The following is a 25,515-nucleotide window of genomic DNA, read 5'->3' as shown; positions in this document are numbered from 1 at the left end:
TTCCCTCGGCTCAGCCGAGGGAAGGGGGCCTTCACGCGCCATTCAGGGGCAAGCCTCAGGAGGAGTCCGGCAGGCCGAAGTGCCGCAGGAGGTCGGCCAGCTGCTCGTACGGTGGCCGCGGGCCGCCGTCCAGCGTGCACCAGGCCGCGGACCCGAGGATCTCGACCCGCGCGGCCGGGGCACGCTCGGCGTGCTCCACCCCGCGCACCGCGACTATCTCTTGTCCGGCAAGGAGTCCGTAAGGCAAAGCGGGACGACTCGGCGCGCTGGAACGCGAACCGCCGCGCCGACCGGGATGCACCGCGACGAGCATCAGCCGCGCGGTCCCGGCGACCTGCCCGGCTAGCGCGGCGACGTCGTCCGGGCGCACGGTCCCGGCCACAGGGCCGCTGAGCAGCGTCTCCTCGACCAGGCCCCGATCCGCGGGCGAAACGCGCAGCTGTCCCGTCATTCCGGGGCCGACCACGAGGAGCTGGGTGTGCCCTGGCGCCCGGTTCCGGCAGTATTCGGTGACCTCCTCCGCCGACCAGGGCTGAGTGGCGGGCTCGGCGTTGCCCCATCCGGTGGGTGCTTCGCCGGTCAGCGCGCGCAGCGCCGCTTCGACGGCGGTCCCGAGCCGGAGCGGCTCCCCTGCCGGATGCACGATGCTGATCCGCATCTCCAGGTCGCCGGAGTCGATATCCGGCTCCACCGGCAGAGCGGCCCGCCTGCCGGGATCGCGGGCGAAACGCGTTCCGGTCCAGCTCATCGGGACACCACGGATCCCGTCGCGGTAACGGCCGTCGTCCTCCTGCACGATCCACTCGGCCGCGGCGTCGGAGAGCAGCAGCTCCATCGGATAGGTGATCCGGCTTTCCCCCGGCGTGAGCAACTGGAGAATCCTCTTGCTCCGCAAGGCGGATCGCGCCGCGTCGAGCACCCACGAGGAAGCGGGCACGACACCACGGGACTGCTCGACGATCAACGCCTCCGAGGTGGCCCAATCAGCGGCCGGATGCCCGGTCACCTGCTCGACCACGACAATCCTCCCGTCCCGCCCACCAGCGTGTCGGTGAACGCCCTCGCGACGGCCTCCGCCTCCGGGTCGCTTTCGGGTGCGCGGCACTCCACCCACCACACCGGATGCGGTACCTCGGTTTCGCCGCCGATGCCGAGCACCCGCCGTACCTCGCCGGGGACGCGCACCAACCGGGCCTCCTCGATGCTCAGCAGCAACCGGCCGTCGGGATGGCACAGCTGAACCAACGGCCGCCCCTTCGCCGTCGACGCGGTCAGCCCGCCACTCAGCGGCAGGACCGCCGCTATGGCGGCCGCCGGATCCGGCCGTTCCGCGCACAGACCGATGATGTCGAAGGTCACGAAGTGATTAGACGTCCGCCAGGATGGCCGTGACCGCCGCTGGCCGGAACCTGCCGCCCCTGGTCAGAGCGGCGCCATCCGGTACCCGGATCCCCGGACGGTGTGGATCAGCGGCGGGTCCTTGAGCTTCCGCCGCAGCCGCGCGATCACGACGTCCAGCACGTTCGACGCCGGATCGGCCATCTCGTCCCACGCGTACCGGATCAGTTCCCGCCGCGAGACCGGCCGCCCGGTCGCGGCCATCAGCCGCTCCATGACCAGATACTCCTTGCGGGTCACGGTGAGCAGCACCCCCGCCCGCGAGATCTGGTGCCTGCCGGTGTCGAGTTCGACGTCGGCGCAGCGCAGGACCACCGCCTGCCCGGCCATGTCCCGGCGGCACAGGCTGCGCACCCGCGCGATCAGTTCCGGCATCGCGAACGGCTTGACCAGGTAGTCACCGCCGCCGACGCGCAGACCGTCGATCCGGTCGGCGACGCTGTCGCGGGCGGTCAGGAACAGCACCGGCATCGGCCAACCGACGCCGCGCCGGTTGCGGACGTACGCCAGCGCGTCGCCCGAGGGCAGCATCCGGTCGAACACCGCGCAGTCGTAGGCGTTCACCATCAGCGCCTCGTCGGCGCCGGGCAGATCGGCGGCGGTGTCCACCGCGAACCCGTCCCCGCGCAGCGCGAATTCCAGCGCCACCCGCAAGTTCTCGTCGTCCTCGGTCACCAGCACCCGCACACTGGCCACGTTAGCGTGTACAGGTGAACCCGTGTCCGCGACCGACCTTCCGCAAGGCAGCAGTGTGTACAGGTGAACCAGTGTCCGCGACCGACCTTCCGCAAGGCATCAGCGTGTGATCGCCACCGCCACGTCGGCCACGTGCAACCCGCGCAGTTCCTCGACGGTCGGCATCCGGCCCAGCAGCCGCAACCGTTGCGATTGCGCCTTGCGCGCCCCTTCGAACAGACGGCGCGCGTCCCTCGCGTTGCCGAAATTGACGTCGCCGGAAACACGCTGGAAGTGCTCGGTCAGCACCGGGGCGGCATCAGGATCGAGTTCGTAGTCACCCGCGGTCACCATGCGCCCGAAGATGGAGAGCAGCTCGCCAGGACTGTAGTCCTCGAACTCGATCGTCTTGCCGAACCGGGACGCGAGACCGGGGTTGGCGGCGAGAAAATCGACCATCTCGCCGGTGTACCCGGCAACGATCACCGCCACTTCGTCGCGATGCTCCTCCATCAAGGGGACCAGGGTATCGATCGCCTCCTGGCCGAAGTCGCCGCCCGAACCGGCGAGCCGCGAAAGCGTGTACGCCTCATCGATGAACAGGACGCCCCCTTTGGCCTCCTCGAACACGGTGGCCGTCTTCTCCGCGGTATGCCCGATGTACTGCCCGACGAGATCCCGGCGAGAGACCTCGCGGAACTGCCCCCGCGGCAGGATTCCCAGTGCCTTCAACAGTTTGCCGTAGATCCGCGCGACCGTCGTCTTACCGGTGCCCGGCGCACCCGCGAAGATCAGGTGATGCGCGGCGGCGCCGATCGGCAGCCCCGCCCGGCGGCGCCATTCGTTGACCTGCAACTCGTCGACGAGCGCGTGTACCTCTTCCTTCACCCCGGGCAGGCCGATCATGGCGTCCAGTTCGGCCAGCATCTCGTCGAGTTCGAAGTCACCGGAACTCGCACGTCCCGCCGGATCCGCCGCCGCGGTCACGGTGGCGGTCGCGCCGTCGGCGATCGCGATCCCCGGTTCGGCGGTGTTCTCGACCCGGCAGGCGGTGACGGAGCCGCCGCAGCCGGCGCCGAACACGATCCCGGCACCGCCCACTTCGCTGACGGTGCATCGCTTCAACACGGGCGCGCTGTGGTGCGCCACGGCGATACCCTCATGGCCCGCGTTCGAAATCGCGCAGCCTTCGAGAACGGGCCGGGCGTACTGGTAGACGTAGAAACCACGCAGCCCGCATCCGGTCACCGTGCAGTTGCGGACGACCGGATCAGCGCCGGATCCGATGGTGATCCCGTCACCGGTCACGTCCTCGACGGTCGTGTCTTCGATCCTGCCCGGAGCGCCGTCGACGGCAATCCCCTGCTCAGCCGCCGAGATCACACAGCCGGTCACGGTGAAGGCCGCGGTCCCGCGGAGAGTGACCGCGGGACCGCGGCCGCCTGAGACGGTGCAGCGATCCATGACCAATTCGGTGTCGTCGGTGACGACCGCGGACGACGTGTCGGCCAGCAGCTCGAGCCCGTTCAGGACAAGCCCTCCGCCGGTGGCACGGACGACAGGCCGGTCGGCACCGCGGCCGTCGATGACCACGCTGGCACCCCTCGCCGCGGCAAGGGTCACCCGGAGACCGGTCACTTCGATGGTCTCCGGGTATTCCCCTCCCTCGATGGTGATGACCGCGCCCTCGGACGCTTCGAGCAGTGCGTCGCCGATGCTCGGGAAGGCACCGGGCCGCCGCGCGACGAGCATCGCGCGGCCGGGGATCGAGGTGGTCATCAGCCCGCCTTCGCCATCAGCCAGCCGCGGTCGACGGCCTTGGCGCCCGCCTGGAACCGGCTGCGGGCACCCAGCCGGTTCATGATGTCGGCGACCATCCGGCGCACCGTGCGCACCGAGACGCCGAGCCGCGCGGCGGCGGATTCGTCGGTCGTACCGGAGAAGAGCAGCGTCAGCAGCTCCTGTTCGCGGCAGGTCAGGATCGAAGCGTCCTCGGGCCGCGGGATGTCGAGCGGCACGAGCGGGGCGGCGGTCTGCCAGATCCGCTCGAACAGCCCGACCGTCGCGGTGACCACGCCGGGCAGCCGGAACACCGCGGAACCGGCCTGCCTGCCTTCCGCCGGAAGAACGACCGAAGTCCGGTCGATCACCAGCGCGTCCATCGGGACCTCGGCGTCGGTCCGCACCTCGGCACCCGCCCGCGACATCCGGTTCAGCGCGCCGGACATCCGCGCGGAATCGGGGAAGAGCACCTTGTGACGTACGCCGGGACGCACGTTCGCGAGCGCGATGCGCTGGAACGCGGTGTCCGTTCCCGTGCTCATCACGAGCACCTCGCCGGTCGCTTCCGCGAGCAGCTCGCCGAGCCCCGCCCGGTCGCCGCCCGAGCCCGCTCCCGTGACCAGACTGAGCTGGCCGGTCTGCACGGTCATCGCAGGTACCTCCCTCTTCCCCCCGGCGCGGTGCCGCCGACGACGTCCTGTTCATGCCAGTTCCCCGCCGCCCGGGCGGTCACGGGCACCCGACGCGTTAGCGTTCAGGGGCACCGGGAACTGCACGCGTCTACTTTCGCTGTCCGAACATGAGGTTTTGATGACACGGGTGATGGTCGTCGAAGACGACGAGAATCTGCGGCTCGCGCTGGTCACGCAGCTGCGCGCGGCCGGCTTCGCCGTCGACGAGGCGGGCGACATCGCGACCGCGGACCGGCTGCTGCGCGGGACGCACCACGACTGCGTGGTGGTGGACCGGATGCTGCCGGACGGCGACGCCATCGAATACGTCCACATGCGACGGCAGCTGGGCTGGCGGGCACCGGTGCTGTTCCTCACCGCCCGCGACACGCTCGCCGACCGGGTGGCGGGTTTCGAGCACGGCGGCGACGACTACCTCGTGAAGCCGTTCGTGATGGCCGAGCTGACCGAGCGGGTGGCGAACCTGTGTCACCGGTCCGCGTTCGACCGGCCTTCGGTGTTGCAGCACGAAGACCTGGTGATGGACTGCGCGCGGCGTGAGGTGCGCCGCGCGGGCGTGCTGCTCACCTTGACCAACAAGGAGTACGCGGTGCTCGAATACCTGCTGACCAGGGCGGGCCTGCCCGTGCGGCGGGCCGACCTGATCGAGCACTGCTGGGACGCTCAGGCCGATCCGATGTCCAATGTGGTCGATGTGGTGGTGAAGCGGTTGCGCCGCAAGCTGAAGGAACCCGAGCTGATCCACGCCGTTCGCGGCCTCGGCTACCGGCTGGGCGCCCGGTGAACACCCACTCCTCGGCCGACCGGCTGCGACGGCTGCGCTGGACGCTGACCGCGTTGTTCACCGTGATGAACACGCTCGGGCTGGTCGTCTTCGCGTGGCTGCTCATCAACGAGGACGGAGACCAGGGCGATGAACGGATCGACGCCGCGCTGACCCAGGTCACGTCGTCGGTCAGCAGGCTGGTCGAATTCGACGGCACCATCGGCTTCGGTCTGGTCAACACCGACGTGCTGAACGACCGCTGCCCCCAGTTCGCGATCCTGCCCGGCGGAGCGCCCGCCTTCCAGCCGCACTTTTCGCGGGCCAACTGCGTCCCGATGAGCGCGCAGCTGTTGAACAGCCTGGCGACCGAGGCGATGAAGACCGGCAAGCTGGTGCAGGGGCACCAGAAGGCGACCGACGGCGCCATGGTCAAGGTTCGCGCCGAACCGCTGCGCGACAGCGACGGCAAGACGTTCGCGGCCGTCGTCGCGGTGCAGTCCATCGAGGCCGAAGACGCCGCGCACACCCGGTTCACGTTGCTGGTGATCGGCGGCACCGTGCTGCTGGTCGCGATACTCGGCTTCGCGGGCCACCTGCTGTCCGGCCGCTCGATCCGCCCCGCGGCCGCGGCCTTGCAGCAGCAGGAGGTCCTGCTCGCCGAAACCGCGCACGATCTCCGCACCCCGGTCGCCGCCCTGCGCGCGCTCGCCGAAACCGCGATGGCCAACCCCGCGCAGTCCGCGGAACTCCTGCCGCGCACCGTCCGGCTCGCCGCGAGAATGGGCGGGATCATCGACGACCTGCTCGTCCGCGCCCGGCTGGCCGCGGGTGTGGAACAGCTGAGCATCCAGCCGATCTGGCTCGATCAGCTGGTGGTGGGCATCGTCGAGGACACCGCGACAGAAGGCGCCGAAGTCACCGTCACCGCCGCGCCCACGAAGGTCAACGCCGATCCCGCGCTGCTGCAACGGGCGATCGGGAACCTTCTCGACAACGCCATGCGCTACGGCCGCCACCCGGGTTCGAAGGCGTTCGTGCACCTGACCGTCGCCGGCGGCACCGTGACCGTCGCCGACCACGGCCCGGGGATCGACACGACGATGGCGGGCGACGCCTTCGACCGGTTCGCCAGCACCGGCGGCTCTTCCGGGCTCGGGCTGTCGATCGTGCGGTGGGTCGCGCAGGCGCACGGCGGCACGCTCGCGGTGTACAACGCCGACGAGGGCGGCGCGATCTTCGAACTGCGGTTCCCGGTCAGCCCGAACTGACTTCGCCGTCGGCACCGGACTGAAGGGAGCTTCCCCGCATCACCATGCGGGGAAGCTCCCTTAATTGCGTCAGACGCGGGAAAGTCCCGTCAGCCGCCCAGTGTCTGGCGCCGCGCGGCCACGGGATCGAGGCTCGGCCCCTCGGGCAGCCGCGCCACCAGACCGGCGGGCAGCCGCACCGGACGCGCCGACGGATAGCCCAGCATCTTCAGCACGTCGGGGGAAGCCAGCGGATAGCGGCGCCCCATGTCGGTCACGACGGTCAGCGTCCCGGCAGGCGCCTGCGCGGAGGGCATCGCTTCGACGACGATCGCGCTGCCGGGCGGCACGTGGACGCGGTCCGCGAGCGGGGTCCCGGAGGCGGTCCGGCGGGCGGTGGTGGACATCGGATCCGCGGGCGGGATCGAGGGGTCGACGGTCAGGGCGGGGGCAGCGGAACCGTCGCCGAAGGTCGCGCACACGGTGGTGTCCTGGTCGCGCAGGCGCGCGATCGCCGGGCGGGTGGCGGGTGCGGCGCCCGCGTCGGCCTGAACGGGGTCCAGTTGCCGGGACATGGTCGCCAGCGAAGGCGGCAGCGACACGGTTTTCGGTTCGCTGCCGGGATAAGCGGCGAGCATCTGGGCGCTCGCGCGCTGGACGTCGTACTGCAGTTCGCTGATCGGCCGCAGGGCGTCCCGTTCGGCCAGGTAGTACTGCTGTCCCCCGCCGGAGGTCCGCACCATCAGCAGCATCCCGTTCCGGATGTCGGTCCGGCCCGGTACCGCGGTGGACACCTCGCCCGCCGCCGCCACCGGCAGCGGGCCGATCGGCGTGCCTTCGGGGAGCACGTCGAGCCATGCCCGGCCGACCCGCGCCCACGGTTCGGCGGTCAGCGCGAGCCCGGTGCCGACGGCGCCGTAGTCGTTGATCCGGTGCCGATGCCCGCGCCAGACGACGAACCGGTCGCCCGTCGACGTCGATTCCACGAGCAGCGCCTGGTCCCCCAGTTCCGCACCGCCGGACGGCGAGGCGCCCGCCAGCAGCACCGATTCCTCGATCCGGCTGCCCGCCAGATCGCTCGCGGGCGCGGAGCACAGCGACCACGATCCGGTGAGCAGTTTTTCGGGGCCGGGCAAGCCGTCCGGAGCGTCCGCGATACCGATCCTGGGCCCTCGCGGGACTCCGGCGAGGGATTCACGCGAAACCCGTTCCGTGGTGCCGTGTTCGCCGAGCAGCAGCAAGGCGGAGGCGTAGTTCGCGACGGGATGCAGCCGTTCGTCCAGGTAGACGTACCGGGTCCCGCTCTCCTTCTCCACGATGACGGCGGCGTTCTTGCGCCAGGCGTTGTTCCCGCCGGGCACGATCATCCCGTAGACCCCGACGCACGCCAGCGCCACGATCGCCAGTGCGACACTGGCGAAAGCGGCGCCGGACGGACGGCGGAACGGCGGCTGCTCCGGATCGGTCTCCCTCGTCACGAGCGCGGAGATCGCGCGCTGCACCAGGAATTGGTACGCCTGCAGTTGATCCCGTTTGGACGCCATGGTTTCAGCCCCCCAGTCCGCGCACGTAGCCGTACAGGCCGAGCACCGAACACGCCACCGGGACGACGGCGATCGTCACCAGGATCTCGAAGTACTCGGCGATCCTGCCGAGATACGGGTTGGCGGCGCGGGTGCTCAGCACGACACCGGAGGCGATGACACCCGCCGCCACCGCCAGGGAAAGCGGTCCGGCCAGGACGAGCAGCAGCGAGCGGTCCGCCATGAGCGGGCCCGCCAGCAGGCATCCGGCACCGAAGATCCCGGTCACCAATATCGGTGTCCGCTGCCGCAGGATCGGATACAGCCGTGCCCGCACCAGGAATCCGGCCGCGAGGAGGGCGACGAGGACGACCGCGGCCTCGCTGTCGCCGCGGATCAGCTGCAGCTGGCAGTACATGGCGACGATCGCCGCCCCGCCCAGCATCCCGGTGAGCAGCGCGTCCGCTCTGGCGACGGCGGCGTGCACGAGGTCGAGCGGTGGCTGTGGATCGTCGCGGACCAGATCCGCGGTCGACCGCGGCAGCACCGGCATCGGCACCCGGCCGAGCCGCAGCGACAGCGGCGCGAACGTGGTCGAGAGCACGAGCACCCCGCCGCCGATCACCGCCGCCGACCGGTAGCCCGCCAGATCGTCGAAGGTGGCCAGCCAGCCGCCGAGCACCCCGAGCAGGCCGACGGTGGCGGCCCCCGAGAACAGGGCGGGCGCGGCGGTCACCCCCAGGTGGCCGACGACGGCCGCGAGCAGCAGCGCCGCGCTCGCCGACAACAGGTGCCCGGCGGACAGCTCGCCGATCGGGTCGTCGCCCGCCAGCAGCAGCCCGCCGCCGGCGAAGGCGAACGGGAGTGCGACCGCGGCCAGCACCGCCCCGGCCCCGGCGTCGCGCAGGGCCCGCGCGAGCAGGACACCCGCCGCCAGCAACAACGCCGAGACCGCCAGCGCCCAGGCCGCCGGCAACGTCCAAGGCGGACCGGCGCGCAGCACAGCGAGCAGACCGAAGGACATCGCCACCGCGCCGACGGCCAGCCCGGCCTGCCGCGTGTGGCGCGGCCCCCAGGCCTTGCCGGTGCGGCCGGAGCCGGTGGCGATCGCGTCGACGAGGTCGTCGTACTCGGGCTCCGGCCATTCGGCGCGGCGCGGTGTCAGATGGAGGATCTCCCCGTCCCGGACCCGGTGCGCGCCCAGCGTCCGGTCCAGATCGAAGGCCGTCCCGTCGGCGCGGCGCAACTGCCAGCCGCCGCCGGCGACCCCGTCGTCAGCCATCCCTTCCCCCGCCCGCGCGAGCAGGCCGGGGAGGATTTCGGCGACGGACGCGTGTTCCGGCAGCGCCATGTCGATGCGCCGGTGCGGAGTGGTGATGGTGACCCTGACCAGGCCGGCAGTCTGCATGGGAAAAGGGTCGGCCAGCGACGGGTCCGCCGGGTACCGGCGGCAGGAACCTGCCGCCGGGAAAGTGCTCCGGATCCGGACTTCTTGCGCGACAATGGGGTCATGAGCATCGAGACAGGAGTCGGCGGACCGAGGCTGCTCGCCCAGGGCCCCATCGCCACCGTGTACGCGGGCAGGGATCCCGCCACGGGCAACGACTTCGCGATCAAGATGTTCCCCGGCGGCTTCGACCGCGAGACCTCCGCGTGGCTCGAACGAGAGCGGAAGGCGCTGGCCGCCGTGCGCTCGACGCGCTCGGTCCTGCAGATCGACGACGTCCTCACCCATCCCGACGGCCGGTCCGGTATCCGCCGCGAACTGTGCCCGGGTTCACTCGCCGGTGTCCTGGATTCCGGTGCCCGGCTGGGTGTTCCCGACGTGCTCGCCCTCGGCGCCGCGATCGCGTCGGCACTCGCCGCGGCGCACGGCGCGGACGTCCTGCACGGCGGAGTGAGCCCGCACAACGTGTTGTACCGGGCGTCCGGCGAGTTCGTGCTCGCCGACTTCGGGGTGGCCCTGCGGCGGCGATTCCCGCGCGACCCGATGTACGCGGTCGAGTACACCGCCCCGGAAACCCTGCGCGACGACACGCTTTCCCCCGCGTCCGACCTTTATGGACTCGGCGCGGTGCTCTACGTCGCGTTGACCGGAACGCCGCCGTTTCCCCGCCACACCGGGCAGCAGCCCGGCGAGCGGATCCTCCAGGTGCTGCGGGAGCCGGTCGCGCCGATCCAGGATCCGGCCGTCCCAGGCGAACTCGCCGCCACGATCCTGCGGTTGCTGGCCAAGGAACCGGCCGACCGGCCGCAGGACGTCGCGTCGCTGGCACGGCTGTTCACGAAGCTGAGCCGTCCCGGTGGCGAGATCGTCACCGGCGATTCCTCGGACCTGCCAAGCGAAGAAGAAGACGCCGAAGTCGAATTCGACGACTTCGCCGAGGTTCACCGGCCCGCCGCCCCGGTCCACGCGGCCCCGGCGCCGGTCCAGGTGGTGCAGGCGCCGCCGAGGGGCGGCCGCACCCTGATCCGCGAGTTCAGCGGTCCGCTCAAAACCGAACGCGGGCTGCCATGGAAGCCCGTCGCGCTGGCGGGCGCCGGGGTGCTCGCCGCCGGGCTGGCCGTGCTGCCGCTGGTACTCGGACCGGCGGAGATCGGCGGGCAGGCCGTTCCGGTGGCGGCCGCTATCCCGTCGCCCGCAGCGGCTTCCGCGCCGGCGCCGGACGTCAAGCTGGCCCTCGCGCCGCCGCAGGACCAGAGCGATCACGTGCAGCTGACCTGGACCGCGGAAGGCGAACTGGACTTCGTCGTGATCATGGCGGGCGAGCGGCTCGAGACGAAACAGCTCGTCGCCCACCGGCAGCGCAGCATGGACGTCCCCGTCGACCCGGCGCGCCGGTACTGCTTCCAGCTCAGGGCGACCGACGGGCGGCACATCTACACCACCGAACCGGTCGCGATCCGGGGCGCCCGCTGCAACCCGTGAGATGAAGGGAGCTTTCCCCGCATGACATGCGGGGAAAGCTCCCTTCAGCCCTCTTTACGTCCCTTGATCGGGACCAGGGTCCGCGGCTCGAGTGCCGCCAGCACCCGAGCCGCGAACGGTCTGGTGGCCAGTCCCCGGCGTACCTCGCCGACCTCCTGCCACGCCCTCCGGACCGAACCGTCGCCCACCGGGACCCCGGACCACAGTGTCACGTCCAGCACCTTGGCCAGCCGCGCGACCGGTTCGCGGATCCCTTCCCCGGCAAGGGATCCGGCCGATTCGGCGAGATCGCGCGGGGTCATCCCGATCCGGAACGGCACGCCGTGCGCGCGTAACCGGTCGCGGATCTCGTCCCACGCGCCGAGCACGCCTTCGGCACCGGACCGTCGACGCCGCCGCCGGGCACGGACGACCTTGGCCGCCGGAACCCCGGCGAGCCAAAGGAGTCCGAAAAGGACGATCGCGGCCACGAGCGACGGCCACCACCAGCTCATCCCCGCTTCGGCGCTCTGGTCCTCGCCGGTTTCCGCAGGCGTGCCCGGCGGGAGCTGGGGCGGCCGCAGTTGCTGTTCGGCGGGCAGCTGGGCCCGCGCGCGGGCGACCGCCTTGCCAGGACCTGCCTGGTTCCGCTCCGCCTTGCCCGCCGCGGCGGTCGGGTCGAGTGCCACCCAGCCCGCCCCGTCGACCGCGACTTCGGGCCACGCCAGGACATCGCGGTTGCGGACGACGTGCATCCCGCCGTCGGTCTCGGCCGAACCCCGGAACCCGACGACGAGCCGGGCCGGGATACCGCTCATCCGCGCCAGGACGACGTACGCGGCGGCGAACTGCTCGCTCGTGCCCCGCTTGCTTTCCAGCAGGAAGTGCCTCAGCTGCGGCCAGCCGTGTCCGGTCGGCAGCTCCTCCGTACCCGTCGCGACCTGATAGTTCGTGCTGAGGAAGCGTTCCAGCTGCAAGGCGGACTGGAACGTCGGGCGCAGACCGCGCACGGCGTCCTTCGCCACGTTCTCCACGTCGGGCGGCACCGCGCCGAGTCCGCCGAGCCCGCCCGCCCGCGGGTCGATCTCCCCGGAACCGAGATCGACCTCGGGTGACGACCAGCTGAGCCGGTAGTTCCGTTCCTGGCCCGTCGACGGCGATTCCGTCATCAAGGTGCCCGCGGCCTGGTCCACCAGCGGGGTCAGACCGTCCACACCGGTCAGATCCTGATGGCTCGGCAGCCACGGTCCCGACAGCCCGCGCACCTTCAGCTCGGCGGTTCCCCCCACGCCACCGGGGGCGCCGTCGAGTCCCGCGCCGAGCCTGCGGAGCCGGGAGTCGGACAGCCAGTTCGACCCGTCGAAACCGTTCAGCACGATCAGGCGCCACTGATCGACCGGGGTGTCACCGCGGTAGCGGAACACCTCCTCGCCCGGCCGGATGAGCCGCTGGGCGATCTCGTCCAGCGGGTTGCCGACCCTGCTCCTCGGCGGCGGCGCGGCCTGGGTGTCCTTGAGTGTCATCGGATCGCGGCCGACCGGGTCGAGCCAGGCGAACGCGGCCGCCCCGGCGACGAGAGCGACCACAGTGGACAGTGCGGGCCAGACCGCCGAGCCGGTCACCCGCCAGGAGAACCGAGGGCCACCGGGTGCCCGGCCCACCGACCGGACGCGACGGCCCGACCACAGCAGGAGCCCGGCGGGCAGCGCGTAGGCCAGCGCGGCCACCACCGCGAAGCCACCCGTCAACGCCTGATAAGCCTGAGCGAGGCAGGCGACGGCCAGGCTGGGCACGAGCGCCACGAGCGGCTTCTTGAGACGCAGCAACAGTTCCAGGCCGAGTACGACGGCGAGCAGCACCGAAAGCGGGACGAACAGCAGCTGTTCGGGGATCGGCCGCGCGGGCCAGGTGGACTGCAGCGTGAGCCGCCAGCCTTCGGTGAGGCCGCGCGCCAGCCCCTGCACCGAAGCGCCGGTCGGCAGGAAGGCGAGCGTGGTCGACGTCAGCACCGTCTCGATCAGCCCGAGCAGGCCGAGCAACGCGACGAGCAGCGGCCGGTAGGCGGTCAGCTTGGGGAACTTCGCGGTCAGTTCGGCACAGCCGTACGCGACGAGGACGACCACGAGCACCGGGACGAGCAGCGCCGCCCAGCCGAACACGGGCGCGAACAGCAGTCCGGCGATCCCGGTCGCGCCGAGCAGCGCGGCGACCGCGATCCGGTCGAATCGGTCGCTCATGACTTGCCCACCAGGGAATTCCACTGTGCCGCGGCACCGGCGGCGTCGACCGCGACGATCAAGCCGCCGGAGCCTGCCGACGGCCGGAGATCACCGAGCCGGACCACGGTGTCGGGCCGCCAGCGGGCGGCGTGACCGAGATCGGCGTCGGGACCGGTGACGAGCACCAGCACCCCACCGGGGCGTTCGGCGGCGGCCAGCGCCGAGGGCAGCAGCGGCGCGTCGTCCGCCGCGTCCTGGGTGACGAGCGCGAGTTCGTCGAGCAGCGTCCTCGCCGCACGCACCCCGCTGTCGGTCAGCGTGTCCGCGCCCGCGGACGTGATGAAACGGCAGTGCTGCCCCGCCGACGCCGACGCGTAGAACAGGGAGGCCGCCACCTCGACGGCTTCTTCGAAAACGGCCGGGCTCATCGACGCGGGCCGGGTGTCGAGTACGGCGGTGAACCGGGGCTGGGCCGGGTCGGCGTACTCGCGCACCATGAGCCGCCCGGTCCTGGCGGTCGCCTTCCAGTGCAGATGCCGGACCTCGTCGCCGACCACGTACTCCCGCACCGCGCGCAGATCCGCCGAACCGCGCAGCGGCGGGTCGGTGATCGGGCCCTCGTGGTGGTGGCGCGGATGACCGGCCTGCGCCGCGCGCACGGCGTGCCGTCGCGGGTGCACCCACAACCACGCGGAGCTCCCGACGGTCTGATCGCCGCGCGCGAGATCGAACAGGTCGGGCCGGTGCGCGACGAGCGGGCCGACCCGGAGTTTCCCGCGGGTCGTCGTCGGAAGTTCGTAGTGGTACGTCGCTTCCGCGCCGGGGGCGAGCGCGCGGACCCGCAGGCTGTGCGTTTCGCCGCCGATACCGTCCGCCGCGGCGAAACCGCCGTGCCGCCGCGAATCGGTGTTGCGCACGACGAGCGAGGCCAGCGCGGGCTTGCCGCGTTCGACCCGATCCGGCTGGACGGTCCGGCCGATCTCCACCTTCGGGCGGAACCTGGTGGTGGCCAGCGCGATCAGTACCGCGCCGGCCGCGATCCCCGCGAAGGCACGGAAAAACGTGTATCCGGCCAGCTCGCCGAGGGCGTAGAACCCGGCGGCGAAGGCCAGCACGATGACGCCGCGGCGGGTGAGCCGCACGCCTACCTCCCCATCGCGGCCATGGGAGCGGCCGTCGCGCCCAGGAGCTCGTCGACGATGTCGGCGGTCCGCCGCTGGTTGAGTTCGGCGTCGGGGGTCAGCACGAGCCGGTGGTCGAGCACCGGATGCGCGACGTCCTTGACGTCGTCCGGGGTGACGAAGTCGCGGCCGAAGGTGGCGGCGAGTCCCTGTGCCGCCCGGATCAGCGCGATACTGCCGCGCGGGCTCGCGCCGTAGCGGACGTCGGGATGCGATCGGCTCGCCGCGGCCAGGCGGACCGCGTAGTTGACGATCTCCGGTGCCAGATGGGACTTCCGGACCTCGTCGATGACCGACTGGACGTCGGCGATGCCCAGTACCGGCTTCAGTTCGTCCGGCGTCACCCCGGCGCAGTCCCCCATCACCACCCGCATCTCGGATTCCAGATCCGGGTAGCCGACCGAAATGCGCATGAGGAACCGGTCGAGCTGCGCTTCGGGCAGCCGGTAGGTGCCCTCCAGCTCGATCGGGTTCTGCGTGGCCACCACGAGGAACGGCCTCGGCACCGCCTGGCCGACCGAATCGACGGTGACCCGTCGTTCGGCCATCACCTCCAGCAACGCGGCCTGTGTCTTGGGCGTGCCCCGGTTGATCTCGTCCGCCAGCACCACGTTGGCGAAGATGCCGCCGGGGTGGAACTGGAAACGTTCGTTGTTCTGGTGGTAGACCATCACGCCGGTGATGTCGCCGGGCAGCAGGTCGGGGGTGAACTGGATCCGGCTCCACCGGCCGCCGATGCTGGCGGCGACGCAGCGCGCGATCGTCGTCTTGCCGACGCCGGGCACGTCCTCCATCAGCAGGTGCCCTTCGGCGAACAGCGCCGCCACGGTGAGCCGGACGACCTCCGGCTTCCCGCGCACCACCGATTGCACGTTCTCGGCGATCTGCTCGAAGGCGACCCTGGGTGTGAGCGTCACAGAAGTTCCTTTTCCTTTCGTCGGCGCAGGCCCACCAACGCCATCGGGCCGAGCCAGACGAGCGCGCCGCCGTTCACCGTGGGCACACCTCGCCAGGTGTCCGTGGCGGTACCCGCGGAGGTCTTGATGGTCGCGGTGATCGTGATGGAGCCGATCCAGGCGACGTTGGAGATGGTCAGGGTCGTGGCTCCGGAACAGGCCGTCGGCTTGGTCTCGCTGAAGAACTCGGCCGTGCAGGTCGCGGAGACACCTTTCCCGTTGGCGTTCACGGAAACGTACAGCGCGTTGTCCTTGCTCCGCACCTGGGTGATCGTGATCGTCGGCGGCCCCGAAGCCACCGGCACGGTGACCTTCCGGCTCCCGGCGGCACCGTTGATCGCCGCTCCCGAACCGAATTTCGTCACCGCGCGGACCGTGACGGTCGCGGTACCGGTGACCCCGGTGAACTCCGCGGACGTGGCCGAAACCGTGCGCTGGCCCTGGCCCGTCACGCTCACCAGGTAGTGCACCAGCGTGCCACCACGGAGGTCGGGCTGGGTCCAGCTCACCGAAACCTTGCCGTCGGCGGTGGCTTTCGCGGTGACGACCGGCGCCCCGGCAGGCCGGTTCGCGGGTCCCGGGATGACCGCCTTGGCGCTGGCACCGACCCCGAGGCCCGCCGAGTTCTCCGCGACCACGGTGACCACATACGGGGTTCCGTTGGTCAGCCCGGAAATCGTGGTTCCCCTCGACGATCCGCCCACCCTGGTCGAACCGCCGGTCCAGGTCACCCGGTAGCCGGTGATCCGCGCGCCGTTGTCCGCCGCCGGGCTCCACGAGACCTTGATCGAGCCGTCCCCCGAGCTCGCGCTCACCTTCCTCGGCGCACCGGGCGGAGTCGCCTTCGCCACCGGTGGGGGTGCCTGCTGGGTGTTCGGCGGCGCCTGCTGTCGCTGGTCCTGCTGAGGCGGGGGCTGGTCGCCGGACGGTTCCGGATCGGCCGACGGCGCGCCGGCGGTCTGGGTGTTGGCCGCCTTGTCGACGTCGACGTCGACCACGGTGCCGTCCTCACCGTTGACGACCAGCACGTGCGAGCCGTCGGAACTGTCGACGTAGATGCGGTTGTCCTCGCCCTTGGCCAGCCTCGGCGGCGTGCCCTGGCCCGGCACCTTCGCGGTGGACTTGAGCTTGCCGGCGACGTCGTAGGTCAGCACCTCGCCGCGGGTCTCGTCGACCATGGCGACGACGTTCGAGGAGGAGAGCGGGCCGTTGAACCGGCTGCCCTTGGTGAGCTCGACCGAAATCGGCTTCGCGGAAGGGCGGTCCTGGTCGAGGCCGCTGATGTCGATGAGGTGGAGCTGGTTGCGCTCGGGGTCGGCGATGGCCAGCCGGTCGCCGACTGCGCTGTTGGCGACCTGCGCCGACGGCGAAAGCTTGATGCCGAGCGGAAGGCCGTCCCCGAGCCCGTCCGGGCCGACGCGGTGGAGGCTGTCGCCGGTGGTGTCGAGCACGACCGGCCGGTCGCCGACGAGCGTGAGCCCGCCGCCGTGCCCGGGCGGGAGCTGAGCGGGACAGGTCATGACGGCGGCGCCCTTGGGCAGATCACAGATCGAGCCGTTGTCGACGCGGTGCGCCCACACCGTCCCGTCGGTGGTCGCGACCGGCCGGGACAGTGGCCCCCCTGCGGGCACCGTCGCGGCCGGGTCGCCGAGCCGCACGATCTGCCCGGCGTTGCGGTAGACCAGGTACGGGCCACCCGCGATCTCCATCACGAACGGCGTTTCCGGCGCGGGCGGCGGTGTGGACTCCTCCACGCTCAAGGTCGCCTTGTCGAACTCCGTGATGCGGTTCCGCCCGACCACGTAACCGGAACCGTCCCCTTGCGCGACCTGGCTGCCGTTCGCGCCGGGTACGTCCGCGCGCGCGTCGACGCGGTTCGTCGAGCCGTCGACGTGGAACGCGGACTGGGCGGCGTCGTTGTAGACCCAGTGGCCGACCTGGACGAACTCCAGCCGTTCCGGGGTCGCCGCCTGTCCGGTCACGGCCAGCCCGACCAGCGCCAGGCAGCCGGCGACCACCAGCGCCACGGCCATTCTCGTCCTGGCGACCACGCTGAACCGCTTCGTGCCCCGCTCGTCGGTGTTCACGCGATCAAGCTAGAGAGCGACCATGAAATTTCGATGAAACAGCCTGTCCCGTGCTCGCGGACGCCGTGTCATCGAAACCTCATGTTCGCCGGGCAGGCTGAGGCGACCCGGTTCGAGGAGGCACGACGATGACCGATCTCGGCGCGGCGAGGACGGACGGGCGGTACCCCGCACCACCCCCGCCGCTCCCCCAAATCGCCCCGGCCGTACCGCGGACCCTGGCCGCGCCCGATCCGCTCGCCTACGCCGCGCCCGCCGCGCGGGCAGCCGCCCGTGAGGCCGCGCTGGCCGCGCTCACCGCGGCTCGCCAGGCGGAGCAGCGACCGCGATGGTCCGCGGCGGCGCCGGTCCCCGCCCCCGCGCCCGGTCCGCCGCGGCCGAATCCGCCGTCGCCCGGCCGAGGACGGCGGCCCGGCCGGATCGGCGGGATCGGGGTGGCGCAGATCGTCTGCTGGCAGCTCGTCCTCGTCGCGCTCGTCCTGGTGGCGGGGCGGCCCTGGCCGCTGGCGGCCGCGGTGGTCACCGCCGCCGTGGTGGTACTCGCGCTGACCGCCGTGCGGATTCGCGGACGCTGGCTCTACGCCTGGCTCGGTTCGGCGGCGGGTTACCTGACCCGCGACCGTGACCGGGATCTCCGGAGCTCGGGCGAGGCGGGCCGGGCGCTGCTGCGCCTGCTGTCGCCGGAAGCGACGGGGATCACCGGCGAGATCGGCGACGAGACGGTGTTCATGGTCAGCCGCGCCGACGGGATAGCCGCTGTGCTGCAACCGAAATCCGCCGCCCGCGAGCAGCCGATGCCGTCGCCGCCGTCCTTGCTGCCGCCGTCCCGCGAGCAGGCCTTGGACGTCGCCGCGCAGGTCATCCACCATATCGGCGCGGACCGCTCCCGGCCGCCGCGTGGCTGGGTCGCGCTGCAGGCGCTGCGCACCGCCGACGTCCACCGCGACGCCGATGTACGGCAGGCACTGGGGAACACGGTCAGGCGCGTGCGGCGGCAGCTTCGCCGCGACGGCCTGCCGGTGCGGGCACTCAGCGAGAACGAGGTCCTCGGCACGCTGGCGTCGCTGGCGCACGTGACGGCGGGCCGGGCACGGATCCGCGAAGACTGGCGGTTCTGGCACAGCGGGCCGATCTGCCAGGCGACCTTCCGCCTCGACGGCTGGGACGCGCTTCCCCCGGCGCTCGCGGCGGATCTGTCACGCCGTCTGCTCGCCGCCGCTCCCGGATCCGCGGTGACCCTGGCCGTGACCGCGCGCCGGAGCGCCGCCGAGACCGAACCCCGCGTCAGCGCCGCGATCCGGATCGCGGCCGCGGGGGCGCAGGCGGTGGACCACGCGGTGCGGGACCTGGAACTCGCCGCGCGCCGGGGCGGGATCACACTGGACCGGCTCGACGGCAGGCACGCCAAGGGAGTGGCCGCCACGCTGCCGATCGGGGCCGGTTGAGCCCGAGGAGTCCACTGTGGACAGAGCGGGCGCGCGCTCAAAACCTGTCGCTTCCACCCCGGGCGGGGCCTTACGATCTTCACGCGATGAACGATGACACTTTCCTTGCCCACGTGGCCGACGGCCTAGCCGCCTTGCCCGCCGTGCACGCCGTCACCCTCGGCGGATCCCGCGCCCAGGACACCCACGGTCCTGACAGCGACTGGGATTTCGCCGTCTACTACCGCGGCGGCTTCGACCCGGCCGACCTGCGCGCCGCCGGCTGGGACGGCGAAGTCTCCGAGATCGGCGCCTGGGGCGGTGGCGTGTTCAACGGCGGCGCCTGGCTGACGATCGACGGCAAGCAGGTCGACGTCCACTACCGCGACCTGGACGCCGTCGAACACCATCTCGCCGAGGCACGGCAAGGCCGGTTCCACTGGGAGCCGCTGATGTTCCACCTCGCGGGCGTCCCGAGCTACCTGCCCGTCGCGGAACTCGCGGTCAACCGCGTGCTGCGCGGCGATTTGCCACGGCCGGACTACCCGGAAGCGTTGCGGGAGACGGCTCCGGAGATGTGGCGGGGCCGCGCCGAGCTGACGCTGCGGTACACCCGCGGCGCCTTCGTCCCGCGCGGGCAGGCCACGGAGGTCGCGGGCGCGCTGGCCACCGCCGCCATGGAGACGGCGCACGCGGTCCTCGCCGCCCGCGGCGAGTGGGTCACCAACGAGAAACGGCTGCTGGGGCGCGCGGGCCTGCGCGGGATCGACACGATCCTCACCGGTTTGCGCGCGGACCCCGGCGTCCTCGCGAAGGCGGTGGACGACGCGGAAACGCTGTTCCGGACGGTCTGATCCCTGTGGCGCGGGTCACGGAATGACCGGCGATCTTCAGCGCTACAGAGAGATGAGACCAAGTTCCGTACCGAGGGAGAGACATGTCCGCCACCGCCACGCCGGAAGAGACCGCCCTGGCCGTCCCCGCGCTCGACGATTTCGACTTCCCGCTCACCGACGGCGCCGCCTGCCGCATCGACGACCCGGACTGCGAAGCCTGCCAGTAGCGCACTGGCCGCGATGCGCGCTCCGGCCGAGACGCGTCGCGAAAGCCACTTTCGGGACGTCAGACGTCGCGAAAGTGGCTTTCGCGACATCGTCACCGTGAGGATTGGCGATCCCGCCGGTCGTCGACGGCGTCCCGCCGGACCTGCTCGGTGTGCATGCCGATCTCGCCGAGCCGTTCGGCGAACCCGGTGTGCTCACGCGGCAATCGGGCGCGCAGGTCGGCCAGCGGGGCGAGGAGACCGGTGACGTCGTCCTCGCCGAGCACGGCGCTCAGCCTGTCCGCGCTTTCCCTGGCCTCGGCGTCCAGCCCGGGCAGCGCGCCGGCCTGACCGGCGAGTTGCCGCAGGATCGCCGAATTACGCCGAGCCCACTCCGCGACCGCGCGATCGCCCGCCCGCCGGTCACGTTCCGCGTCGACCCGCGCCTCGCCCGTGCTCTCACCACTGACGGACGGCCGCAACCGCAGGAACCGCCGCTCCGCCGCCTGACGGCTCGCGACCCCCAATGCCGGAGCGAGCGCCGTCCAGCTGATTCCGCCCGCGCGAGCCGCCGCGATCAGCTCCGGCTCCCACGCCGCCAGTTGTTCACGTACCTCTTTCAGCGCCGCCAAAGCCGCCAGCAGCCGCTGCGGTTCCGCGACGCCGGAGCGGGCCTCTGCCACGACGTCGCGCACCGCGCGCACGGTCCGGGCGGGGTCTTCGTCCATCTTTGTCATCCCATCGACGACTTGGTGGTTGTCATCGTTTCGATGACATGTTAGAACAGTAGTGCGTGTTGACACCAGAGACAACGGACCCAGGAGGTGGAACCCGATGTTGATGCGCACAGACCCGTTCCGCGAGCTGGACCGGCTGACCCAGCAGATGTTCGGCGCCGCGAACCCCGGGACATGGTCCAAGCCGGCCACCATGCCGATGGACGCCTACCGCGACGGCGACGAGTTCGTCGTCTGCTTCGACCTTCCCGGCGTGACCGCGGACGCCATCGAACTGGACGTCGAACGCAACGTCCTGACGGTCAAGGCGGAGCGGCGGCCAGTGCCGGGCGAGGACGTCCAGATGCAGGTTTCCGAACGCCCGCTCGGCGTCTTCTCCCGGCAGCTGTTCCTCGGCGACACCCTCGACACCGACCGCATCGCGGCCGGATACGAAGCCGGCGTGCTGACCCTGCGCATCCCCATCGCGGAGAAGGCCAAGCCGCGGCGCATCGAAATCTCCGGCGCCACGTCCGACCGCAAGGAGATCCAGGGCTGAGTGTCCCGTCCGGTGATGGAAAGGACATCCTCGTTGCTCACCATGCCTGTCCGACACCCGCACACCCGTGACACCGTGTGGGGCTATCTCGGCGAGATCACCGAGGTCCTCGGCGTCGGCCTCGAGTCCTGCACCGTCGACCTCGACGACCCGGTTTCGGCGTACGTCGCGCTCGACGAGCGGCTCGCCACTCACCCGGAGCGCGACGTCGCCCTGCTGTGGGACGAAGTCCACGGCTGGGCGGTGGCGATCGAGACCCATTCCGGCGAGGACCTCATCGTTCTCCGCTACCTGGGCGGGAAATCCGCCACGCCACGCCCAGCCGAGGTCGCGCGCTTCGTCAAGGCCGTCCGCGAGGACGACCATCGCGTCGGGCAGCTCACCCCGCCGGATTTCCGGGTCCTGCCCGCCGAATGATCGCGGCCCGCGCCGGGTACCTCCGAAGGGCGCCGACCTGGAAGGAGTGAGCCGTGATCGGCCTGCTGTACCCGACGCGGGACTGCGGCGAGGACGATTTCCTCGCGTGCGCGCGAAAACTGGATCCGGACCTCACCGTGGACTTCGCCTACGTCCCGTGGGGCGAGAACATCGGCCGGGTCGACGACCTCGATCCGGCCGGTAAGCACGAAGCCGTCCGCGAACTCGGGGCGCCGGAGAGGCTCTCGGCCGCCGCACGGTTCGGCACGGCGCCGGATGTCGTCAGCTGGGCCTGCTCCAGCTGCAGTTTCACGCGCGGCCTCGCCGGCGCGCGTGAACAGGCGAACGTGCTCGGCGAACGGCTCGGCGTTCCCGCGCGCAGTACTTCCTTGGCGTATCTCACCGCGCTCGCCCACCTACGGGCCGGGCGAGTGGCGCTCGCCTCGGTCTATCACCGCGACACGACCACGAGTTTCGTCGATTTCCTCGCCGAGGCGGGATTCGTCACCGTTCATTCGGTCTCCGCCGACGCGCCTTCCGACCGAGCCCTCGCGACCTGGGACCGCCGCCGGATCACCGAACTGGCGACCGCGGCCGATCACGAAGACGCCGAAGCCCTGCTGATCCCCGAAACGGCCCTGCACACGACACCGCTGCTCGAAGACCTCGAAAGCGGCCTCGGCAAACCCGTGCTGACGGCCACCGCGGTCACCCTCTGGGACGCACTGCGCGCACTCGGCACCCCACCGGTCCGGCAGGGGCTCGGAACGCTGTTCAGGAGCTGAGCCTGCCGCGCAAATCCTGCAAGATCTTCGCGAGCAGGCGGGAAACGTGCATCTGGGAGATCCCGACGCGTTCGGCGATCTGGGATTGGGTCATACCGTCGAAGAACCGCATCGTGACGATCGCCCGTTCCCGTTCCGGCAGCCGGTTGAGCAGCGGGACCACGGTGTGCCGGTCCTCGATGTGCTCGAACCGGGAATCCAGTCCCCCCAGTACATCGGACAAGGGAAGCGAGCTCTCGCCGTCGTTGACCGGCCGATCCAGCGACGAGGTCTGGTAGCTGTTCGCGGCGAGCAGGCCGTCACGGACGGTGTCGACGTCCACGTCGAGATGCCCGGCGAGTTCGGAGGGGGTCGGCGCGCGGCCGAGGGTCTGGGTCAGTTCCGTGGCCGCGCGCGAAAGCCGGGTGCGCAGTTCCTGCATCCCGCGCGGGACGTGCACCGCCCAGCCGGTGTCGCGGAAGAACCGCCGCACCTCGCCCATGACCGTCGGCACCGCGTATGCCAGGAAATCCCCGCCCTGTGCGGGATCGAACCGGTCGATGGCCTTCATCAGGCCGATCCGCGCCACCTGGATCAGGTCTTCCCGCGGCTGACCCCGTCCACTGAACCGGACGGCGATGTGCTCGGCGATCGGCAGCAGTTCGAGGATCAGGCGTTCCCGCAGGCGCCGCCGGTCCGGATGGCCGTCGGGCAAGGCGGCCAGCTCGTCGAACCAGGGGCCGCAATGCGAATAATCGTCCTTCCCCCGTGTCCGGCGATCCCGAGGGGCGGGCATCCTCGGCTCCCGTGAGACGGGCCGGTCGACGCCTTCCATGAGGAACGGCGCGCTCATCGAAACAACCTCCGTCCCTTGTGGACTGAACATGGGCCGTCCGTTCGTTATCCGGTTGATACCCGGAAGCCGGCGAGGGCAAACATCGGGCCGCCGGGCCCGCCTGCCCGACCTGGACGGGTGATCTTTGGATTCACCGGCGGGCCGAGGGGGTATCCGCAGGTCACGACGAAGGAGGAGCCGTGCCTGAACAGAGCTGGAGCGACAAACGCGAACGTCAGTACGAGCACATCAAGTCGTCGCAGAAGAAACGCGGCGCGAGCACCGGACGCGCCGAGGAGATCGCGGCGCGCACGGTCAACAAGAACCGCGCGCGATCGGGTGAATCGAAGACGGCGAGCAAGACTTCGACCAAGGACACCTCCCCGCAGAAGCGCGGCGGGCAACGGTCCGGCAACCGGAAGGGGCCCGGCGGGCCGACCAAGGACCAGCTCTACAACGAGGCCAAGAAGCGCAACGTCAAAGGCCGTTCCAGCATGACCAAGAAGGAACTGCAGAACGCCCTCGGCCGCTGATCGGAGGCACGATGGACCACTCGCGCGCACCGGTGCTGGAAGCCATCGAGGCCTACCGCGGCGCGGGCGGGCTGGCCTTCACCCCGCCCGGTCACAAACAGGGCCGCGGCGCGGATCCGCGCGTGCTGGACCTGCTCGGCCACGACGCGTTCGCGTCGGATCTGCTCACCCTCAACGGTTTGGACGACCGCAGGATGTCCCGCGGCGTCCTCAGCCGGGCGCAGGAGCTGATGGCCGACGCGGTGGACGCGGAGCACACCTTCTTCTCCACCTGCGGGAGTTCGCTTTCGGTCAAGAGCGCCATCCTCGCCGTCGCCGGCCCCGGCGAACGGCTTCTGGTGTCCCGCAACGCCCACAAATCCGTCGTCGCCGGGCTGGTGATCAGCGGTGTGCACCCGGTCTGGGTCCGCCCGCGGTACGACGAGGAGCACCATCTGGCACATCCTCCCGGCCCGGAAGAGGCCAAGGCCGCGCTGGCGGAAGCCCCTGACGTCAAAGGCATGCTGCTGATCACGCCGACCGACTACGGCACCTGCGCCGACCTCCGGGGCGTCGCCCGCGTCTTGCACGCCGCGGACAAGCCGCTGATCGTCGACGAGGCGTGGGGCGCGCATTATCCGTTCCACGACGACCTGCCGACCTGGGCGATGGACGGGGAAGCCGATCTGTGCGTCACGAGCACGCACAAGATGGGCGGCGGGCTGGAGCAGGCCTCGGTGTTCCACCTGCGGGGCGACCGGGTTTCACCGGACCTGCTCAAGGCCAGGGAGGATCTGCTGGGCACCACGAGCACTTCCGCCCTGCTGTACGCCTCCCTCGACGGCTGGCGCAGGCAGATGGCCGAGCACGGCAAGGAACTGTTGAGCAAGGCGCTGACGCTGGCCGCCCGGGCACGCGAAGAGATCGAAGGCATCTCCGGTCTCCACGCGCTGGCCGAGGAGTTTTACCCACTGGCCTTCGAACACGACCCGCTCAAGATCGTGATCGACGTCGCCGGCCTCGGCATCACCGGTTACCAGGCGGCCGACCATCTCGCCGAACGCCATCTGCACACGGGGTTGTCCGATCACCGGCGGATCGCGGTGCAGCTCACCCACGCCGACGACGAGGACACCGTTTCCGCCCTGCTGCACGGATTGCGGGGGCTGACGAACCATCGCTTCGAGCGCCGGCCACCGGTCGACCTGCCCTCCGGGGCGGACCTGACACTGGAGATGCGGATGCTGCCGCGCGACGCGTTCTTCGCCGAGGCCGAGCACGTGCCGCTGGACAAGGCTGGGGGACGGGTCAGCGCGGAGATGATCAGCCCTTATCCGCCAGGGGTTCCGGCGATCGCTCCCGGCGAAGTGTTCAGCGGCGCGATCATCGATTATCTCCGCACCGGCGTCCGGACGGGCATGTTCATCTACGACGCCGCGGATCCCGAGCTGGACACGGTCCGCGTCGTCGCTTAAGCCACCCTCAGCGTCGGCAAGAGCCCGGTGAGCTCGATGGCCCGGTGCACGACCTTGGACGGCGCGAAACTCAGGTCGATCCCGGAGTCCTGGCAGTGCCGATTCAGCTGTACCAGCACGGAAAGCCCCGACGAATCGCAGAAACCGACACCGGTCATGTCGATCACCGCGGCGCCGGGGCCGTCCGCCAGCATTTCGAACAGCTCGGCCCGCAGCCGGGGGCTGGACGAAATGTCGATGTCACCCACCACCTCGACGGTGATCGTTTCTTCGGAGCGGGCCGCCTCGGTCACGACGAGAGGAGCGGCCTGCTCGGCTTCGGAGTCGATCGCCATCC

25 protein-coding genes are annotated in these 25,515 nt (G+C 71.0%); 11 read left to right on the top strand and 14 right to left on the bottom strand.

Annotated elements, in window-relative coordinates:
- Positions 1-55 precede the first annotated feature (55 nt).
- From ACIBTM_RS29980 to ACIBTM_RS29960, 5 genes are all read right to left on the bottom strand, one after another.
- On the bottom strand, positions 56-1,018 hold the full coding sequence (locus tag ACIBTM_RS29980) for a DUF6177 family protein (protein WP_395880496.1): 963 nt from the start codon (positions 1,016-1,018) through the stop codon (positions 56-58).
- Positions 1,003-1,359, bottom strand: coding sequence for a hypothetical protein (locus ACIBTM_RS29975; protein WP_395880495.1), 357 nt, complete (start codon positions 1,357-1,359; stop codon positions 1,003-1,005). The genes ACIBTM_RS29980 and ACIBTM_RS29975 overlap by 16 nt, the downstream gene beginning before the upstream one ends.
- Positions 1,360-1,422: 63 nt before the next feature.
- A complete protein-coding gene (locus ACIBTM_RS29970) occupies positions 1,423-2,085 on the bottom strand; it encodes a winged helix-turn-helix domain-containing protein (RefSeq protein WP_395880494.1) in 663 nt (220 codons plus the stop codon).
- A 108-nt stretch (positions 2,086-2,193) separates the two neighbouring features.
- Positions 2,194-3,852, bottom strand: a complete 1,659-nt coding sequence (locus ACIBTM_RS29965) for a right-handed parallel beta-helix repeat-containing protein (protein WP_395880493.1) — start codon at positions 3,850-3,852, stop codon at positions 2,194-2,196.
- A complete protein-coding gene (locus ACIBTM_RS29960; RefSeq protein ID WP_395880492.1) occupies positions 3,852-4,505 on the bottom strand; it encodes a LuxR C-terminal-related transcriptional regulator in 654 nt (217 codons plus the stop codon). Before ACIBTM_RS29960 ends, ACIBTM_RS29965 begins: the two co-directional genes overlap by 1 nt.
- A 160-nt stretch (positions 4,506-4,665) precedes the next feature.
- Here ACIBTM_RS29960 and ACIBTM_RS29955 point away from each other — a divergent pair, with 160 nt between their 5' ends.
- On the top strand, positions 4,666-5,331 hold the full coding sequence (locus tag ACIBTM_RS29955) for a response regulator transcription factor (RefSeq protein ID WP_395880491.1): 666 nt from the start codon (positions 4,666-4,668) through the stop codon (positions 5,329-5,331).
- Positions 5,328-6,581: a sensor histidine kinase gene (locus ACIBTM_RS29950; protein ID WP_395880490.1), complete on the top strand. Its 1,254-nt coding sequence runs from the start codon at positions 5,328-5,330 to the stop codon at positions 6,579-6,581. Before ACIBTM_RS29955 ends, ACIBTM_RS29950 begins: the two co-directional genes overlap by 4 nt.
- Before the next feature lie 89 nt (positions 6,582-6,670).
- Here ACIBTM_RS29950 and eccB read toward each other — a convergent pair whose 3' ends face one another.
- Positions 6,671-8,104 (bottom strand): type VII secretion protein EccB, encoded by a 1,434-nt coding sequence (gene eccB / locus ACIBTM_RS29945; protein WP_395880489.1) that lies wholly within the window; start codon positions 8,102-8,104, stop codon positions 6,671-6,673.
- 4 nt (positions 8,105-8,108) lie between these two features.
- Entirely contained in the window at positions 8,109-9,491 is a 1,383-nt protein-coding gene (gene eccD / locus ACIBTM_RS29940; RefSeq protein ID WP_395880488.1) for a type VII secretion integral membrane protein EccD, read from the bottom strand.
- Positions 9,492-9,593: 102 nt separating this feature from the next.
- On the opposite strand from eccD, the gene ACIBTM_RS29935 reads away from it, so the two are divergent.
- Positions 9,594-11,012 (top strand): serine/threonine protein kinase, encoded by a 1,419-nt coding sequence (locus ACIBTM_RS29935; RefSeq protein ID WP_395880487.1) that lies wholly within the window; start codon positions 9,594-9,596, stop codon positions 11,010-11,012.
- Positions 11,013-11,056: 44 nt separating this feature from the next.
- Here ACIBTM_RS29935 and ACIBTM_RS29930 read toward each other — a convergent pair whose 3' ends face one another.
- From ACIBTM_RS29930 to ACIBTM_RS29915, 4 genes are read right to left on the bottom strand one after another with little or no spacing between them, the layout of a single operon-like run.
- A complete protein-coding gene (locus tag ACIBTM_RS29930) occupies positions 11,057-13,228 on the bottom strand; it encodes a DUF3488 and DUF4129 domain-containing transglutaminase family protein (RefSeq protein WP_395880486.1) in 2,172 nt (723 codons plus the stop codon).
- On the bottom strand, positions 13,225-14,352 hold the full coding sequence (locus ACIBTM_RS29925) for a DUF58 domain-containing protein (RefSeq protein WP_395880485.1): 1,128 nt from the start codon (positions 14,350-14,352) through the stop codon (positions 13,225-13,227). Before ACIBTM_RS29925 ends, ACIBTM_RS29930 begins: the two co-directional genes overlap by 4 nt.
- Positions 14,353-14,354: 2 nt before the next feature.
- Positions 14,355-15,308, bottom strand: coding sequence for a MoxR family ATPase (locus ACIBTM_RS29920; protein ID WP_016336476.1), 954 nt, complete (start codon positions 15,306-15,308; stop codon positions 14,355-14,357).
- Positions 15,305-17,434, bottom strand: a complete 2,130-nt coding sequence (locus ACIBTM_RS29915) for a fibronectin type III domain-containing protein (RefSeq protein WP_395880484.1) — start codon at positions 17,432-17,434, stop codon at positions 15,305-15,307. Before ACIBTM_RS29915 ends, ACIBTM_RS29920 begins: the two co-directional genes overlap by 4 nt.
- Positions 17,435-17,562: 128 nt before the next feature.
- Between ACIBTM_RS29915 and ACIBTM_RS29910 the strand changes: the two genes are divergently transcribed.
- From ACIBTM_RS29910 to ACIBTM_RS29900, 3 genes are all read left to right on the top strand, one after another.
- Positions 17,563-18,879 (top strand): type VII secretion protein EccE, encoded by a 1,317-nt coding sequence (locus ACIBTM_RS29910; RefSeq protein ID WP_395880483.1) that lies wholly within the window; start codon positions 17,563-17,565, stop codon positions 18,877-18,879.
- An 86-nt stretch (positions 18,880-18,965) separates the two neighbouring features.
- Positions 18,966-19,712 carry a nucleotidyltransferase domain-containing protein gene (locus tag ACIBTM_RS29905; RefSeq protein ID WP_395880482.1) on the top strand — a complete coding sequence of 249 codons (747 nt, stop codon included), beginning with the start codon at positions 18,966-18,968 and terminating at the stop codon, positions 19,710-19,712.
- An 83-nt stretch (positions 19,713-19,795) separates the two neighbouring features.
- A complete protein-coding gene (locus tag ACIBTM_RS29900; RefSeq protein ID WP_007031507.1) occupies positions 19,796-19,921 on the top strand; it encodes a hypothetical protein in 126 nt (41 codons plus the stop codon).
- A gap of 92 nt (positions 19,922-20,013) precedes the next feature.
- On the opposite strand, the gene ACIBTM_RS29895 is transcribed toward ACIBTM_RS29900, so the two are convergent.
- Positions 20,014-20,628, bottom strand: a complete 615-nt coding sequence (locus ACIBTM_RS29895) for an HSP18 transcriptional regulator (protein WP_395880481.1) — start codon at positions 20,626-20,628, stop codon at positions 20,014-20,016.
- 106 nt (positions 20,629-20,734) lie between these two features.
- On the opposite strand from ACIBTM_RS29895, the gene ACIBTM_RS29890 reads away from it, so the two are divergent.
- From ACIBTM_RS29890 to ACIBTM_RS29880, 3 genes are read left to right on the top strand one after another with little or no spacing between them, the layout of a single operon-like run.
- Positions 20,735-21,175, top strand: coding sequence for an Hsp20/alpha crystallin family protein (locus tag ACIBTM_RS29890; RefSeq protein WP_395880480.1), 441 nt, complete (start codon positions 20,735-20,737; stop codon positions 21,173-21,175).
- Between the two features lie 42 nt (positions 21,176-21,217).
- Entirely contained in the window at positions 21,218-21,592 is a 375-nt protein-coding gene (locus ACIBTM_RS29885; protein WP_395880479.1) for a DUF6292 family protein, read from the top strand.
- 53 nt (positions 21,593-21,645) lie between these two features.
- Positions 21,646-22,377: a decarboxylase gene (locus tag ACIBTM_RS29880; protein WP_395880478.1), complete on the top strand. Its 732-nt coding sequence runs from the start codon at positions 21,646-21,648 to the stop codon at positions 22,375-22,377.
- Here ACIBTM_RS29880 and ACIBTM_RS29875 read toward each other — a convergent pair.
- Positions 22,367-23,152: a SigB/SigF/SigG family RNA polymerase sigma factor gene (locus tag ACIBTM_RS29875; protein ID WP_395880685.1), complete on the bottom strand. Its 786-nt coding sequence runs from the start codon at positions 23,150-23,152 to the stop codon at positions 22,367-22,369. The genes ACIBTM_RS29880 and ACIBTM_RS29875 overlap by 11 nt on opposite strands.
- A gap of 239 nt (positions 23,153-23,391) precedes the next feature.
- Here ACIBTM_RS29875 and ACIBTM_RS29870 point away from each other — a divergent pair, with 239 nt between their 5' ends.
- Together ACIBTM_RS29870 and ACIBTM_RS29865 are read left to right on the top strand one after the other, a co-directional pair.
- Positions 23,392-23,724 carry a plasmid stabilization protein gene (locus ACIBTM_RS29870; protein ID WP_395880477.1) on the top strand — a complete coding sequence of 111 codons (333 nt, stop codon included), beginning with the start codon at positions 23,392-23,394 and terminating at the stop codon, positions 23,722-23,724.
- An 11-nt stretch (positions 23,725-23,735) separates the two neighbouring features.
- Positions 23,736-25,178 (top strand): aminotransferase class I/II-fold pyridoxal phosphate-dependent enzyme, encoded by a 1,443-nt coding sequence (locus tag ACIBTM_RS29865; RefSeq protein WP_395880476.1) that lies wholly within the window; start codon positions 23,736-23,738, stop codon positions 25,176-25,178.
- Here ACIBTM_RS29865 and ACIBTM_RS29860 read toward each other — a convergent pair.
- On the bottom strand, positions 25,175-25,513 hold the full coding sequence (locus tag ACIBTM_RS29860; protein ID WP_395880475.1) for an STAS domain-containing protein: 339 nt from the start codon (positions 25,511-25,513) through the stop codon (positions 25,175-25,177). The two genes, ACIBTM_RS29865 and ACIBTM_RS29860, sit on opposite strands and share 4 nt — an antisense overlap.
- Between the last annotated feature and the right edge of the window lie 2 nt (positions 25,514-25,515).

It is taken from the genome of Amycolatopsis sp. NPDC049868 (assembly GCF_044461365.1).
In the GTDB taxonomy this organism is placed as follows: domain Bacteria; phylum Actinomycetota; class Actinomycetes; order Mycobacteriales; family Pseudonocardiaceae; genus Amycolatopsis.
This window is presented reverse-complemented; position numbering and strand designations above follow the sequence as displayed.